This window comes from Streptomyces sp. NBC_01210 (assembly GCF_036010325.1).
In the GTDB taxonomy this organism is placed as follows: domain Bacteria; phylum Actinomycetota; class Actinomycetes; order Streptomycetales; family Streptomycetaceae; genus Streptomyces.
Window position 1 is genome coordinate 8,054,595 of record NZ_CP108549.1, and the last position, 14,072, is coordinate 8,068,666.

Annotated in this window: 11 protein-coding genes; 6 read left to right on the top strand and 5 right to left on the bottom strand. The window is 70.2% G+C overall.

What is annotated here, in order from left to right:
• Positions 1-21 precede the first annotated feature (21 nt).
• From OG735_RS36340 to OG735_RS36350, 3 genes are all read right to left on the bottom strand, one after another.
• The gene (locus OG735_RS36340) at positions 22-1,383 is read right to left on the bottom strand and encodes a hypothetical protein (protein WP_327327387.1); all 1,362 of its coding nucleotides are present in this window, start codon (positions 1,381-1,383) and stop codon (positions 22-24) included.
• Complete coding sequence (gene pelF, locus OG735_RS36345; RefSeq protein WP_327327388.1) at positions 1,380-2,879, bottom strand: GT4 family glycosyltransferase PelF; 1,500 nt, start codon at positions 2,877-2,879, stop codon at positions 1,380-1,382. The genes OG735_RS36340 and pelF overlap by 4 nt, the downstream gene beginning before the upstream one ends.
• Positions 2,880-3,020: 141 nt before the next feature.
• Positions 3,021-5,174: a hypothetical protein gene (locus tag OG735_RS36350; protein WP_327327389.1), complete on the bottom strand. Its 2,154-nt coding sequence runs from the start codon at positions 5,172-5,174 to the stop codon at positions 3,021-3,023.
• A 532-nt stretch (positions 5,175-5,706) separates the two neighbouring features.
• Here OG735_RS36350 and OG735_RS36355 point away from each other — a divergent pair.
• From OG735_RS36355 to OG735_RS36370, 4 genes are all read left to right on the top strand, one after another.
• Positions 5,707-6,327 (top strand): ArsR/SmtB family transcription factor, encoded by a 621-nt coding sequence (locus OG735_RS36355; RefSeq protein WP_327327390.1) that lies wholly within the window; start codon positions 5,707-5,709, stop codon positions 6,325-6,327.
• Positions 6,324-6,470, top strand: coding sequence for a hypothetical protein (locus tag OG735_RS36360; protein ID WP_327327391.1), 147 nt, complete (start codon positions 6,324-6,326; stop codon positions 6,468-6,470). Before OG735_RS36355 ends, OG735_RS36360 begins: the two co-directional genes overlap by 4 nt.
• A 15-nt stretch (positions 6,471-6,485) precedes the next feature.
• A complete protein-coding gene (locus OG735_RS36365) occupies positions 6,486-7,214 on the top strand; it encodes an SRPBCC family protein (RefSeq protein WP_327327392.1) in 729 nt (242 codons plus the stop codon).
• A 167-nt stretch (positions 7,215-7,381) separates the two neighbouring features.
• Complete coding sequence (locus OG735_RS36370; protein ID WP_327327393.1) at positions 7,382-8,836, top strand: SDR family NAD(P)-dependent oxidoreductase; 1,455 nt, start codon at positions 7,382-7,384, stop codon at positions 8,834-8,836.
• On the opposite strand, the gene OG735_RS36375 is transcribed toward OG735_RS36370, so the two are convergent.
• Entirely contained in the window at positions 8,808-9,644 is an 837-nt protein-coding gene (locus OG735_RS36375; protein WP_327327394.1) for an SDR family oxidoreductase, read from the bottom strand. The two genes, OG735_RS36370 and OG735_RS36375, sit on opposite strands and share 29 nt — an antisense overlap.
• Before the next feature lie 251 nt (positions 9,645-9,895).
• Between OG735_RS36375 and OG735_RS36380 the strand changes: the two genes are divergently transcribed.
• Entirely contained in the window at positions 9,896-10,069 is a 174-nt protein-coding gene (locus tag OG735_RS36380; RefSeq protein ID WP_327327395.1) for a hypothetical protein, read from the top strand.
• 254 nt (positions 10,070-10,323) lie between these two features.
• Positions 10,324-12,678: an alpha-L-fucosidase gene (locus tag OG735_RS36385; RefSeq protein ID WP_327327396.1), complete on the top strand. Its 2,355-nt coding sequence runs from the start codon at positions 10,324-10,326 to the stop codon at positions 12,676-12,678.
• Here OG735_RS36385 and OG735_RS36390 read toward each other — a convergent pair.
• A complete protein-coding gene (locus OG735_RS36390; RefSeq protein ID WP_327327397.1) occupies positions 12,656-14,062 on the bottom strand; it encodes a lipase maturation factor family protein in 1,407 nt (468 codons plus the stop codon). The genes OG735_RS36385 and OG735_RS36390 overlap by 23 nt on opposite strands.
• Between the last annotated feature and the right edge of the window lie 10 nt (positions 14,063-14,072).

Sequence of the window (14,072 nt, forward strand, 5' to 3'; positions counted from 1 at the left end):
TGCGGTGGTGTCAGAACACGGTCAGCGGTGTGCGGTGGGCCGGCCGAACAGCCGGCAGGCCCCGGCGACCAGAACGGCCGCCGCTGCGGTACGACAGATCAGTTGGACAGGGCTCGGTGGCAGCCCCGCGGGCAGCGCCGCGGCCTCGGCTGCCGCGGCGACGAGACAGACGGCGGCAGGCATCCAGGCCACCGAGAACGCCTGGAGCAGCAGCGCAGTCCAGAGCACGGCGCCCAGGACGAGCAGCGGCGCGATCCCGGTCCCGGCGACCAGCGCGCCGAGCGCGAGCACCGCCAGATACGCGCCGAGGCAGAGCGCCAGGGCCCGGCAGGCGCGCAGGGTGAAGCCGCGTGAGGTGGTGCTCTCGCGCAGTGCGGCGACGGCGAGCGAGCGATAGCGGTACAGCAGCCACTCGGCGAAGCCCATGCTGAGCGTGAGGACGACGACCGAGCGTGGATCGCCGGCCCCGGCCAGCGCCGCGAGCACTCCTGCGGCCAGCCCGAACAGTCCGTACGGCAGCGAGCGCAGCAGCTTGGGCCTGGCTGCGGCGGCGGTGGGCGCGGACCGCAGCGTCCCATGGATCGCATGCCCGGCGGCCGCGACCGCGAGTGTCACCGTCGCGAGCAGCAGCCCCAGCGCGAGCGGCGCCGGGAGCCGCCACACCGAGGCCGCCGCCGCGCCTGCCGCGACGGGCAGCAGGGTGAGCAGCAGTACGCGTTCGCGGCCGAGGACGAGCAGAACGCTCGCCGCGGCGAGATAGCAGGACTGTCCGCCGGCGAACGCCGCGCCGGTACCGGGGCCCGAGACGAGCAGACCCGTGACGGCGGCCCCCAGAGCTCCGGCCGGGCCGCCGATACGCAGGGTGCGCCCGGCGGCTGCCCGCCCCTCGGCAGCGAGCCGCAGATACGCGCGGTGGCTGAGCGCCTGGTTCCAGGCCCAGGCCGCCAGCGCGGCGGCGATCAGCCCGGAGACGTCCGCCGTGCCGTGCCACAGCCCGGCGCCGAGTACGTACGCCAGCCCGGGCAGTGCGAAGACCAGACCGCGCAGCGCACAGCGCAGATGGTCGGGCCGCCAGGGGTCGGGTGCGGGCGGCGGCTCCGGGTAGTGGCGCGGCACCCGTGCGTAGAGGTCCTCGGCGAGCGTGAACAGATCCGGACGCGCGTAGCGCTCGCTGATCTGATCCCCCGTCAGGCCGTCCGATTCGAGCAGCGCGGCCACCTCGTACGGGTGGACGGCGACCGCGACCTGCTCGACCAGGCGCTCGGCCAGCTCGTCGATCGGGTCCGCCGCCCAGCTGGGCCGGGCGCGGGTCCTGCTGCGCGGCCTGGGTACGGCCGGCAAGGTGTCGCCTTCGCCCGGCACCAGGCGTAGCGGGCCGCTCATGCGAGTACCCCGACCGTCTGCTGGGACGCCGTGGATCCGGTCGCCGATTCGGCGGTGCCCAGGGCGAGTTCGAGATAGATGGAGCGGAAGGTGTCGACGGTCTGCCGGAGCGTGAACTGCTCGATCACCCGCAGCCGCGCCGCCTCGCCCATCGCGCCGCGGCGCTGCGGATCGCGCAGCAGCTCCAGTGCCGCTGCTGCCATCGCCTCCGGCTCCCGTGGCGGTACGACAAGACCGCTGTCGCCGACGGCCTCGCGCACTCCGCCGACGTCGGTGGAGACGGTGGCGCGCCCGCAGGACATGGCCTCGATCAGCGTGAACGGAAAGCCCTCGCTGATGCTGGAGAGCATCACGACATTGCCCGCCGCGTAGGCGTCGCGTATGTCCTCCACTCGTCCTTCGAAGGTGACGGCATCGCCGTGTCCGAGCTCGGCGGCGAGCGCCTCGCAGCGCTCCCGATACGCCTCTCCGCCGCGCGGTGTGCCACCGAAGAGCCGCAGCCGCGCCTCGGGTATCTCCTTCCGTACGAGCGCGAAGGCCCGGATCAGCGTCTGAAGATCCTTGATCGGGTCGACGCGGCCGGCCCAGCTGAGCGTGGGCGCGTCCGGTTCGGGTCCGGCGGGCGGGAAGGCCGCGGGGTCGACGCCGTTGTAGACGGTTCGGATGAGCTGCGGATCGGCGCCGCCGCGCTCCTCCCAGAGGCGGTTGTAGCGGTTGCCGGGCGTGACGAGCGCGGCCACGCGGTACGTCTCCTCGGCGAGCAGCCGGAAGAAGCCGAGCAGCAGCGCCTTCACCGGCCAGCGGTAGGGGCCGGTGCGGTAGCCGAGATAGCGCTCGCGCAGATAGACGCCGTGCTCGGTGAGCAGCAGCGGTACGCCGTACAGCTGCCTGCCCGCCAGACCCGGCAGGACCGCGATGCCGCCGCTGACCGCGTGGGCGACGCCGTACTGCGGTGGCGCTGCCGCCAGTGGCCGCAGTGCGTGCTCCAGCAGGTCGGTGGCGGTCAGCGCGTCGTGCAGTGTGGGCCGGGAGGCGTAGACCGGCAGGTCGGGCCGGTTCCAGACGCCCACCAGGGTGCGCACGGCCTGGTCGGTGCGCAGTGCGGGTGCGAGCACACCGTCACGGGCCGAGCGGGCCAGTTCGTACAGAGCGGGTCCGAAGTGCGCCTCGGACGCCGGGTCGAGGAGCGAGGTCAGGAACTTCTCGTACGCGGCCATCAGCAGCCGCAGCCTTCTGCCGCGCGGCGCGGTCCCGGTCGGGTCGGGCCCCCACATGGGGACGGAGACGGGCGGCGAGACATGTGCGGGCAGCTCCCAGGCGAGGGTCTCCCGCCCGGTGCCGGTCACCGCGATGACCTGGAAGTCGAAGTCGGGCATTCCGCCGACGAGTTGGTCGCACCACACGCTCACGCCGCCGTGGCTGTGCGGATAGGTGCCTTCGGTGAGGAGGGTGACCAGATGCGCGCCGGACCGCGGCGCGCGAAGTGGCTCGGCCATGTGGAACTGCTCCCCTGGGTGCGAGAAGGGAAGGGGCGCCTCGCCCGTCGGGCAGGCAGGGGCGCGTGGATGCCGCGGCGCCCGGGGCAGGGCTGGGCCCCGGGACCGCGAGAGGTTCGTCTGTAGCTGGTGCTGCGGTTGTCAGCCCGTCACGCCGTACGGAACGCGCTGGCGCACACCCGACGGAAGCGGCAGCCGTGGTGCGGCCGGCGGGACCGGCGTGGCCTTCGGCGTCTTCGCGGTACGGGCAGCGGGCGTCGCGGCGGCGGGCAGGGAGAGGCTCACCCGGTCCTGGAGCAGTCCGGGCGCGACCCAGCCGGAGACCGAACCGGCGTAGGGGCTGCCGAAGCCGGTGGTGCCCAGGAACAGGTTCTGCCGGGTGCCGGCCGGCGTGGTGGCGGTGACCCGTACCCCACTGGGAGCCTGCACCGTGACGGCGTCGCCGATGCGGTACGCGGTCACCTGGCCCGCCTTGACGGCGGTGTTCCAGGCGGCACGGTCGCGCAGCTCCGCGCCGATGTCGCGGTGGCGCAGATTGACCAGTGGGGTGTTGTCGGCGTACAGCGCCGCGTAGTCGTCGAGGATGCGGTTCAGCACCGGGTAGGCGATACGGTCCTCGGCCAGATTGGACTGGTGGATGTAGTGCGGCCGCGGGTCGTTGGCGAGAACGTGGCCGAGTCCGATGCGGGCCTCCAGCGGGACCACGTAGGACGCGTATCCGGTGCCCGTGTCGAGCGGCTCCTCCAGACAGGTGGAGTTGGCCGCGGTCTCACAGATGCCGCTGCCGCCGTCGGAGGCCCTGGTGTAGATCCAGTTGTACTCGTCGATCTGCTCCCGGGTGTGGCCCGCGTTGTAGAAGACGTTCATCGGGTAGCGGGGCACCGTGCGGGCGGGGCCGACCTGGCGCTGGGCGGGGTCGCGGGAGTTGTCGGAGCCGAGCCAGCCGACGGAGTTGGCGACGAGTGCGGGCGCGAGGTTCGGGCTGTCGTCCGGCTGCTGCGGCAGGATCTTCATTCCGGAGTGCTCACCGGTGATCAACTCGTCCGTCTGCAGCGGGAGTCCGGCGCGCTGGCCCCAGGCCCGGTTGTCGCCGATCTGCGCGGAGATCTCGGCCTGGCTGACGTACTGCGTACTGCCGTCGGCGTTCTTGGTGCACACCCAGGGGACGACGGTGACGTTCTGGACGCAGCCGAGGAAGGGGTGGTTGTAGGTGTGGTTCACCCAGCGGTAGGTGTTTCTGTCGGCGGTGAGCTGCTGTGCGAGCGGGTCGCTGCCGGCGTTCTCCTCCTTGAACAGCTCGCTGCCGCCGCCGTTGAAGACCATGTCCAGTGTGAAGCCCTTGGTGGCGGACCACTGGGCCGCGTACTGCGCGTCCGCGGCCGTCATCCTGATCGGGTCCGGCTCGCCGCCCTGGCCCGGGGGGCAGTCCACGTCGCCCGGCGTGCAGTTGAGCACGCTGTCCCAGCGGTCGTCGGCGGCGAAGACATCGTCGACATGGACGGCGAAGTAGTTGCGTGCCGCGCCGATCATGACGCCCTGCGTCAGCCAGTTCACGATGCCGCGGGCCAGCAGCCGGAACTGCTGCTGGTACTGGTTGTAGACGAACGTGACGACAAGTTCGCGGCGGCCGTCGTGGCGGTACTCGCCGACGATCGAACCGCGCTGCTGCGAGCCGGGCAGCGGTGCCTCGACGTAGCTGGTGAAGTCCGCGCCCGCTGCGGGCCTGGCGACATGTGCGTAACTCTCGCCCACGGAAGGGGAGTTGTCCTCGAAGGGCACGGGCCCGTCGAGATAGCCGAAGGGACCGGCCTTGCCGGCGGCCGTCACCTCGGCCCGCGCACCGTCCAGCGAGCCGCTGTACCCGCCGTTGACCGGGTAGTCCAGACCGACCTCGGGACGGGCGTAGGTGTACGCGTCGACCTGCGGGATCGCGAAACTCTGCTCGTACGAGGCCAGCGCCGCCAGCTCGGCGGCGCCCACTCCGGCAGGACTGTCGCTGGGCAGCACCACGGCCTGGTACTTGGCGCGTGGACGCCCGTCCACCGTGTCGGCGAGGAAGCCCGCGTCGATCACCGGCCGGTTCGTCCCGGAAAGATCGAGCAGGGTGTACGGCGTTCCCGAGCCGTCGAGTTCGGCGGCGATGGCTGCGGTGGCGGGACCCCCGTCGTCCACCACCAGCACCTTCAGATCGATACGCGGCACCGGTGCCGCGACGGCCCCGGTGGCAGGCGCGGCGAGCGCCAGCAGAAGTGCGCTCGTAGTGGACAAGGCAGCCGTGCGGACGGTGCGCCCCATGTATGTGTTCCTCCCCTGAAGGGCATGCCGGACATGGCCCGGTATGCCCTTGCCCCCCTGCGGTGGTCGACGTGTCCCGGCGACGCCCCGCGTGTCCCGCTCTCTGTCGGATCACATAGTGAGGTGCCTTTTGGGGGATCTGTGTGGGCATTGTGAAACCTGGCGCAAAGTGGCTGCGAAGCGACTGTCGGGATGATCGGGGAATCGCCGCCATTCGCGCCTCTGCGAAAGGGCGGCCCGCTCCCGGCCCGCGACCGGGCATCCAGGTCGGAACGTCCGAAAGCGGTTGCCGGGCGCCGGGCGACCTTCAAGGGTCTGGACCACTGAAGATTCTGGGGCGTGACTCGCTGGATTCAGCCAACGTTGCGCCGCGGCCGCGGCCGCGGTCGGCCGCCGGCTTCCCCGGTGCGCCCACACGCTCCGCACGGCACAAGCGGGCGCACCTCCGAGCGGACGCACGAATTCCGCAATCTCCTCAGCCGACAAGCGATTCTGTCTGGACAAATTTATTTGTCGGTGGGAGGGTGGAGCCATGTTGGACGTGACCGTGATCGAGGACTCGGCGGCCGCCGCCGTCTCGCTGGACCCCATGCGTTCCCGGCTGCTCGCCGAGCTCGCCACCGGGCCCGCGTCGGCGGCCATGCTCGCGGGCCGTGTCGGACTGCCCCGCCAGAAGGTGAACTACCACCTCAAGGCGCTGGAGCGGCACGGCCTGGTCGAGCTGGCCGGCGAGCGCAGGAAGGGCAATGTCACCGAGCGGCTGATGCGGGCCACGGCGGCCTCGTATGTGATCTCGCCGCTCGCCCTGGCCGCGGTCCAGCCGGACCCGGCCCGCTTCCGCGACCAGCTCTCGGCGCGCTGGATGCTCGCCGTCGCCGCGCGTCTCGTACGTGATGTCGGCACCCTGATCACCGGGGCCACCAAGGCCCGCAAGCGGCTCGCGACCTATGCGCTGGACGGCGAGGTCCGCTTCGCGTCGGCCGCCGACCGGGCCGCGTTCGTCGAGGAACTGACGCACGGCGTCGGCGCCCTGATCGCCAAATACCACGACGAGAACGCGGAGGGCGGCCGCGAGCACCGGATCGTCGTCGCGCTCCACCCCACCGTCAAGCCCGATCCCCCTGCCACCAGGGCCATCGAGGAGTCGTCATGAGGAAGCAGCTCATCGACCCCGTCGTCGGCAGCGGCAAGCGCCTCTCCCAGGATGAGCCCGCCAAGACCCCGCTCGAGGTCGTCCGGTCCACGACGGTCGGCTCGGGCGTCCACCACGTGATCCACGCGCCCAGGAGCGCCTGAATATCAGGAGTCATCATGTCCAAGGAATTCGAGATCGTCCGCGAGTTCGAGGTCGACGCCAGTCCCGAGCAGGTGTGGGACGCGATCACCACCGGCACGGGCGGCTGGCTGTGGCCCATGGAGTACGAGCCCAGGGAGGGCGGCGCCGCGCCGTTCGGCGGCACCGTCACCGCGTGGGACCCGCCGCGGCATCTGACCGGCCGCACCGAGAGCCCGGAGGACGTGCCGCAGCAGTCCTTCAACCAGCTCGAGCATGTCATCGAAGAGCGCGAGGGCGGCGGCTCCTGGGTGCGCTATGTGCACAGCGGCATCTTCGTCGACGACTGGGACAACCAGTACGACGGTGCCAACAAGCACACCGACTTCTATCTGCACACCCTGCAGCAGTACCTCAAGCACTTCACCGGCCGCACCGCCACCTTCGCGACCCTCGAGGCTCCCGCCGCCTCCAACGGCCCGGGCGGGCTCGAGGTCGTCAGCCGCGGGCTCGGACTGCCGGACGACGCGGCCCAGGGCGCCACGGTACGGGTCGAGGTGCCCGGCGCCGGTCCCCTCGACGCGGTCGTCGACTTCCGTAACCCGTACTTCATCGGGCTGCGCACGGACGAGGCGATGTACCGCGTCTTCGGCAGGAACCACTTCGGAGCGCCGGTCGGCGTCAGCGTGCACGACTTCGCCGGTGGCGCTGACGCCAAGAAGAACGAGGACGCCTGGCAGACCTGGCTCACCGGCCTCTTTGCGTGACCGGGGAGAAGGGCCCGGCCGGTGCGGATCCGGCCGGGCCCCTCGCCGTGCCGGGACCGGTGCGGATCCCGGCATTTTGCCCACACCTCATCACTCAGTAAAGTTGCGCTTTTGAAACTGCTGAGTGGGCGCTACGGCGAACGAGTGATCGAGGAACGGCAAAAGCGATGACGGTGACAGAGGACAGCCCGGTGTTCGGTCCGGGCATCGACCCGGAGCGGTTGGCCGTCTGCCTGAGCGTGCTCGACGAGCTCGACAAGCTGGATGTCGACCACCCTGACGCGATCACGGTACGCCGGGCCACGGCCGGCATCTACCGGACCGTGAAGCAGCGCCGCCGCCAGGACCGCCGCGCCGCCAAGACCGCCCACGACAAGGCCGTCACCGAGGCCACCGCGACCGGCTCCGCCGAACGGATCGACGACGAGACGGAGGGCCTGCTGCCCTCCTCGTCGGTCACCGGCGAGATCGCGGGCATACTCCAGCGCCCCCGGTCCTGCTACATCTGCAAGACCCGCTACGTCGAGGTCGACGCCTTCTACCACCAGCTGTGCCAGAAGTGCGCGGCCGAGAACCGCGCCCGCCGCGACGCCCGCACCGACCTCAGCGGCAAGCGCGCCCTCCTCACCGGCGGCCGGGCCAAGATCGGCATGTACATCGCCCTTCGGCTGCTCCGCGACGGCGCCCACACCACCATCACCACCCGCTTCCCCAGCGACGCCATCCGCCGCTTCAAGGCGATGCCGGACAGCGACGAGTGGATCCACCGCCTCAAGATCGTCGGCATCGATCTCCGTGACCCGGCGCAGGTTGTCGCGCTCGCCGACTCGGTGGCCGCCGAGGGCCCGCTGGACATCCTGATCAACAACGCCGCGCAGACGGTACGCCGCTCCCCGCAGGCGTACAGCGAACTCCTCGCCGCCGAGTCCGCGCCGCTGCCCGCGGGCGAGCTGCCCAGCTCCCACGTCATCGGCGCCTTCGGCAGCGGCGCCCAGGCCGCGCTGCCCGTCGGCCGCGGCGAGGCCCTGACCGCCCAGGACGTCACCGAACTGGCACTGGTCACCGGCTCCGCCTCGCTCGCCAGGATCGAGGCGGGCACCGCCATCGACGCCGGCGGTCTGGTTCCCGATCTGCACGACACCAACAGCTGGGTCCAGACGGTCTCGGAGGTCGAGCCGGTCGAGCTGCTCGAGGTCCAGCTGTGCAACTCCACCGCGCCGTTCATCCTGATCAGCCGGCTCCGCCCGGCCATGGCAGCCGCTGAGGCCAAGCGCACCTACGTGGTGAACGTCTCCGCCATGGAGGGCGTCTTCAGCCGGGGCTACAAGGGCGCGGGCCACCCGCACACCAACATGGCCAAGGCCGCGCTGAACATGCTCACCCGCACCAGCGCCCAGGAGATGTTCGAGTCCGACGGCATCCTGATGACCGCCGTCGACACCGGCTGGATCACCGACGAGCGCCCGCACCCCGACAAGATGCGCCTCGCCGACGAGGGCTTCCACGCCCCGCTCGACCTGGTCGACGGCGCCGCTCGCGTCTACGACCCGATCGTGCGCGGCGAGGACGGCGAGGAGCTCTACGGCTGCTTCCTCAAGGACTACGCTCCGGCGAACTGGTAGCCCGCAGCTGCTCGTGGACGGCGTACGAGCCGGTGCCCGCCGCCGCGCGCACTCTCGTACCGCCGTCGACCAGCAGATCGGCCCCCGTCACCCATTCGGCCGCGTCGGAGGCGAGCCAGAGCACCGCCCGCGCCACATCGCCGGGCTCGCCGATCCGGCCGAGCGGCAGGCCTTCGGCGATTCGCCGCTCGGCGCCCTCCCAGACGAAGCGCGCCATCTCGGTGCGTACCAGCCCCGGTGAGACGGCGTTCACCCGTACGGCCGGGGCCAGTTCACCGGCGAGCTGACGTGTGAGGTGCAGCAGCGCCGCCTTGCTCGTGCCGTACGCGCCGACCTGCGGGCCCACCCCGTGCGTGCCCTCGGTGCAGATGTTGACCACGGCCCCGCCGTGCTCGCGCATCCAGGCCCGCCAGGCGAGCTGCACCAGTCGCAGCGCCGCCTCCACATTCACCGTGAAAGCCTGCCGCCACTCGTCCGGATCGGCCTTCATCAGCGGACCGTAAGGCGCTTTGGTGGCAGCGTTGTTGACCAGAATGTCGAGGCGTCCGAACTCCCGTACCGCGAGCTCCGTGCACTGATCCAGATGGGCCGGATCGGCGACACTGCCGGTGCAGCCGACCGCCCGCGCGCCCGCGCCGCGCAGCTCCGCCACGGCCGTGCGCACACCGTCCGGATCGCGTGCGGTGACCACGACATCGGCTCCCGCCTCCGCCAGCGCCTCGGCGACGGCGAAGCCGATTCCCCGGGAAGCCCCGGTCACCAGGGCTGTCCTTCCCTCGAGGCTGCGTGGTGCGCGCCCGGAAGTCATCTGCGTACGATCCCATGAAGCCCCGGACAGGGACAGATCGTTGGCCGGAATTGAGCCGATGTACAGGCCCCATCGAGCGGGCTCGCGCTCATTTGGTTACTCTGGGGTGAACGGACGCCACCAAGGGATCCACGAAAACCCCTTGGCCGTCCTGGGACAAGTCTGCAACCAGGCCGCGGTCCCGCCCGAGTGACGGCGCCACCGCGACCGAACTGCCCTTGTCCCAGTTACGCGACACAGAGGAGTGCGCGGTGACACCAGAAGTGACGAAGCAGGAAAAGCGACCGCCCGAACGAGGCGGCGAGCGGGCCGGTCGGCCCGAAGAACTCGGCAGCCTTGAAGTCTGGGCCCGATCAGCACCGATCCGGCTGGCCGGCTACGAGGAAGACCTCGCGGAGCCGCATATCCTGCCCGGCATCGACTGAGCGGATCGCTTTGCCGCGTACCCCCTGGCCACATCGGCAGGGGGTGCGAACGGTCAGCGCGTATGAACAACGGCGCGTACGAACGTCAGGTTGAGGCGGACTGAGTGGCGCTGAGATCCGCTGAGGCCCACGACTGCCGCGTCAGTCCTTCCCGCAGGTCATCGTGATTCATCCGATGGTTGCGGTGAGAAAGTTGCCCTCTGTCCGGTGAAGAGCATTGACAGGTCTCCGTCACGCTTCAATCATCGGACCTCATGACCGAACTTCCCAGACGCCACGTACTCGGAATGACGGCGGGGGCGGCAGTCGGCGCCGCCCTTGTACACCCGGCCGGGGCCGATGCGAGCCCGCGAGCGGCGGCACCCGAGCAGCACGGTGACTCGGGCGGTGACTGGGGCACCGTCCCCGCCGCCGTGCCTGTACCACTCGACCGCTGGTTCGACAATGACGGCATCGACACCGCGGACGCCCGCGGTGGCAACTTCGACGGCTCCGGCTACACCTTCCCCGGCGAGGAACTCCCCGCCGGACAGCTGGAGATCGACGGCATCGCCTATCTCCTCCCCGCCGCCACTGCGGGCACCAAGAACAACATCGTCGCCCTCGGACAGCGCATCGAACTCCCCAAGGGCCGTTATCTCTCCGGACTGTTCCTCGTCGCCGGAAGTTACGGAGCTGCCTCCGGCAAGGCGACCGTGCACTACGCGGACGGCACCACGCAGACCGCGGCGCTCGGTGGCCCCGACTGGTACTCGGGCAGCGGCGCGCTCACCGCCCCGTACCGCTACAACCCGGCCGGACAGAAGGATCCGCACCAGGTCGTCATCGCCACCGCCGAACTCGCCATGGACTCCATGAAGGACGCAGTGGCGCTCACGCTGCCCGTCACCAACCCCGCCGAGCCGAACAAGAGCGCACTCCACATCTTCGCTCTCACCCTTCAACCGGCCGCCCAGGGACGGGCGTTGACGCTGCGGGAGGCGCACTCCACGACCTCCCTGCTCGACTCGGGCGCCCAGAGCGTCGAGGCCACCGTGGTCAACGCGGGCACCATCGGCATCCTCGCATCGGACCACCTCACCCTCTCCGTGGACGTGCCCGGAGCCCGCACCGTCGCTCCCGCCCCGGTCACCCGCCTCGCCCCCGGCGAGCAGGCCAGGGTCCGCATCGGCATCCGCCGCAGCCCCGGCACCCCGCCGGGCACCAGCCAGGACGGTACGGTCGTGGCACGCGGCCGCGGCCGGCAGGCGGCCGCCGCGCGCCGCTCGCTCACCCTCGGGGTGCCCGACTACCAACCCACCGACGCCTCCCTGAACACCCATCGGGCGCCGTACTGGTTCCAGGACGTGAAGTTCGGGATCTTCATCCACTGGGGCGTCTACTCCGTGCCCGCGTGGGCGCCGGTCGGCAAGCAGTACGCCGAGTGGTACTGGAGCCAGATGCAGGACCCGAACAACCCGACGTACGCCCATCACCGCCAGACGTACGGAGAGTCCTTCGCCTACGACGACTTCATCCCGCGCTTCACGGCCGAACGCTTCAATCCGCGCTCCTGGGTCGAGCTGTTCCGTGACGCCGGCGCGCAGTACCACGTACTGACCTCCAAGCACCATGAGGGATTCGCGCTCTGGGACACCAAGGTCAGCGACCGCAACTCGGTGAAGATGGGCCCGAAACGGGACCTCATCAAGGAGCTCTTCGACGCCTCGCGCCGCCACACCCCCGAGCTCCACCGCGGGCTGTACTTCTCGATGCCCGAGTGGTTCAACCCGGACAGCCCCTGGAAGGGCCACGCTCCGCGCAATCCGTACACGCTGGAGCCCGTGCCGTACACCGGCCACCGTCCCGGCGACCACATCAAGGATCTGCAGGCCCCGCAGATGCTGGAGCTGATCCACGGCTACGACCCCGAGCTGCTGTGGTGCGACATCGGCGGCGCCAATGACAGCCACCGGGTCCTCGCCGAGTACTTCAACCACGCCAAGAACCGGGCCAGGCCGGTCGAGGTGAGTGTCAACAACCGTTCGGGCATCGGCCCGCACGACTTCACGACCCCCGAGTACACGACATACGACTCGATCGTCACCGACAAGTGGGAGTCCAGCCGAGGTCTCGACCCCTTCAGCTACGGCTACAACGCGGCCACGCCCGACGACCGCTATATGACGGCGGAGGAAGTGGTGCACTCCCTCGTCGACATCGTCTCCAAGAACGGCAACTTCCTCCTCGACATCGGCCCGCGCGCCGACGGGTCCATTCCCGAGATCATGGAGCGCAGGCTCCGCGAAACAGGAGAGTGGCTGAACGTCAACGGCGAGGCGATCTACGGCAGTACGTACTGGGCGCGGATGCCGCAGCTCGGCGAGGATCTGCGCTTCACCGTCCGCCCGAACAAGGCCTTCTACATCCACTCGCTCGCCGCGCCGGGCGGCACGCTCACCGTCGAGGCGCCGGTGCCTGTCCGACCCGGCGACAAGGTGACGATGCTCGGCCACGGCCGGCCGCTGAGCTGGCGTACGACCGGCGGAAAGTTGGTGATCGACGTGCCCGCCGCGGCCCGCCGGGCCGGCAAGCACGCCTGGGTGTTCAAAATAGCCTGGTCGGTCTGAGGTACTCGCGTACATAGCTCCGGTGCCACCAGGCGCCGGTGGCCCGCAGTTCGCGCCAGGTCGTGTACCGGTAGCGGTACACCCTGGCGCGGACGTACGCGGGCGGGGCGTCCGGGAACGGATTGTGCCCCAGCAGCCGCAGCGTGTCCCGGTCGCCGTCCAGCAGCCGTTCCACGAAGGGCCCGAACCAGGAGCGCGCATAGGCGGGGGAGAGCGCTGCGAACCACATCAGCCAGTCGAGCCGCAGATGGTACGGGGCGAACTGGCGTGGCATCCGGCGTACGTCACCCGGCTTGCCCTTGAAGCCGTACTCCCGCCACACCGTGCCCTGGTGGAGCACCGTCTCCTCGGTGCCTTCCATCACCACCTCATGGCGCACCCGGCCGACCGTGCCGAACGCGCCGTAGGCGTTGACCAGATGGAGCGGGTCGTAGGAGCGGTTCATCGACTGCCGCTTGGAGAGCAGATTGCGCGCCGGACGGTAACTGAGGCCAAGGAGCAGGGCGGATACGGCGATCACGACGATCTCGTACCAGAGCGACGGCGCGGGCAGCGCGGGCGGATCCGCGAGCAACGAACCGTCCACGGCGGACAGCGCGAGAGTGATCGTTATCCAGTTCAGCCAGGCGAAGTTGCCGGAGAGCACCAGCCACAGCTGGGTCAGCACAATCAGGCCCGCCGCGACGCTCGCGACGGGCTGCGGCGTGAACAGCAGGATGGGGACCACGAGCTGGGTCACATGGTTGGCGGCCACCTCGACCCGGTGGAAGGGTTTCGGCAGATGGTGGAAGAACCAGCTCAACGGCCCCGGCATCGGCTGGGTCTCGTGGTGGTAGTAGAGGCAGGTGAGGTTGCGCCAGCATTCGTCGCCGCGGATTTTGATCAGCCCCGCGCCGAATTCCACCCGGAACAGCACCCAGCGAAGCAGCCACAGGACCAGCACGGGCGGGGCTGTGCGGTCGTTGCCGAGGAAGACGGCGAGGAAGCCCGTCTCGAGCAGCAGTGACTCCCAGCCGAAGCTGTACCAGGTCTGTCCGACATTGACGATGGACAGATACAGCACCCACAGCAGCGCCCACCACACCATCGCTGCCCCCAGCGGGATCCGGTCGGCGGCGCCCGCGACCAGGGCCGCGGAGAGCAGACAGCCGGCCCAGGCGCAGAAGGCGAAGAAACGGTCGGAGTAGTGCAGTTGGAAGAGGCTCGGCGCGCGGCGCAGCGGTATCCCTCGTACGTACTCGGGCACCGGCAGCATGCCCCGCTCGCCGATCAGCGCCCGGAACTGCAGGGCGGCTGTGAGAAAGGCGATCAGATACACGCCGGCCAGAGCCCGCTGGAAGACCAGCCGGCTCAGCCAGTAGTCACTGTCGCTGAACCACTCCATTACCTCCAGT

Coding starts and splice junctions, on each gene's coding strand:
- OG735_RS36340 (WP_327327387.1), bottom strand. CDS start 1,383: ATGAGCGGCCCGCTACGCCTGGTGCCGGGCGAAGGCGACACCTTGCCG.
- pelF (WP_327327388.1), bottom strand. CDS start 2,879: ATGGCCGAGCCACTTCGCGCGCCGCGGTCCGGCGCGCATCTGGTCACC.
- OG735_RS36350 (WP_327327389.1), bottom strand. CDS start 5,174: ATGGGGCGCACCGTCCGCACGGCTGCCTTGTCCACTACGAGCGCACTT.
- OG735_RS36355 (WP_327327390.1), top strand. CDS start 5,707: ATGTTGGACGTGACCGTGATCGAGGACTCGGCGGCCGCCGCCGTCTCG.
- OG735_RS36360 (WP_327327391.1), top strand. CDS start 6,324: ATGAGGAAGCAGCTCATCGACCCCGTCGTCGGCAGCGGCAAGCGCCTC.
- OG735_RS36365 (WP_327327392.1), top strand. CDS start 6,486: ATGTCCAAGGAATTCGAGATCGTCCGCGAGTTCGAGGTCGACGCCAGT.
- OG735_RS36370 (WP_327327393.1), top strand. CDS start 7,382: ATGACGGTGACAGAGGACAGCCCGGTGTTCGGTCCGGGCATCGACCCG.
- OG735_RS36375 (WP_327327394.1), bottom strand. CDS start 9,644: ATGACTTCCGGGCGCGCACCACGCAGCCTCGAGGGAAGGACAGCCCTG.
- OG735_RS36385 (WP_327327396.1), top strand. CDS start 10,324: ATGACCGAACTTCCCAGACGCCACGTACTCGGAATGACGGCGGGGGCG.
- OG735_RS36390 (WP_327327397.1), bottom strand. CDS start 14,062: ATGGAGTGGTTCAGCGACAGTGACTACTGGCTGAGCCGGCTGGTCTTC.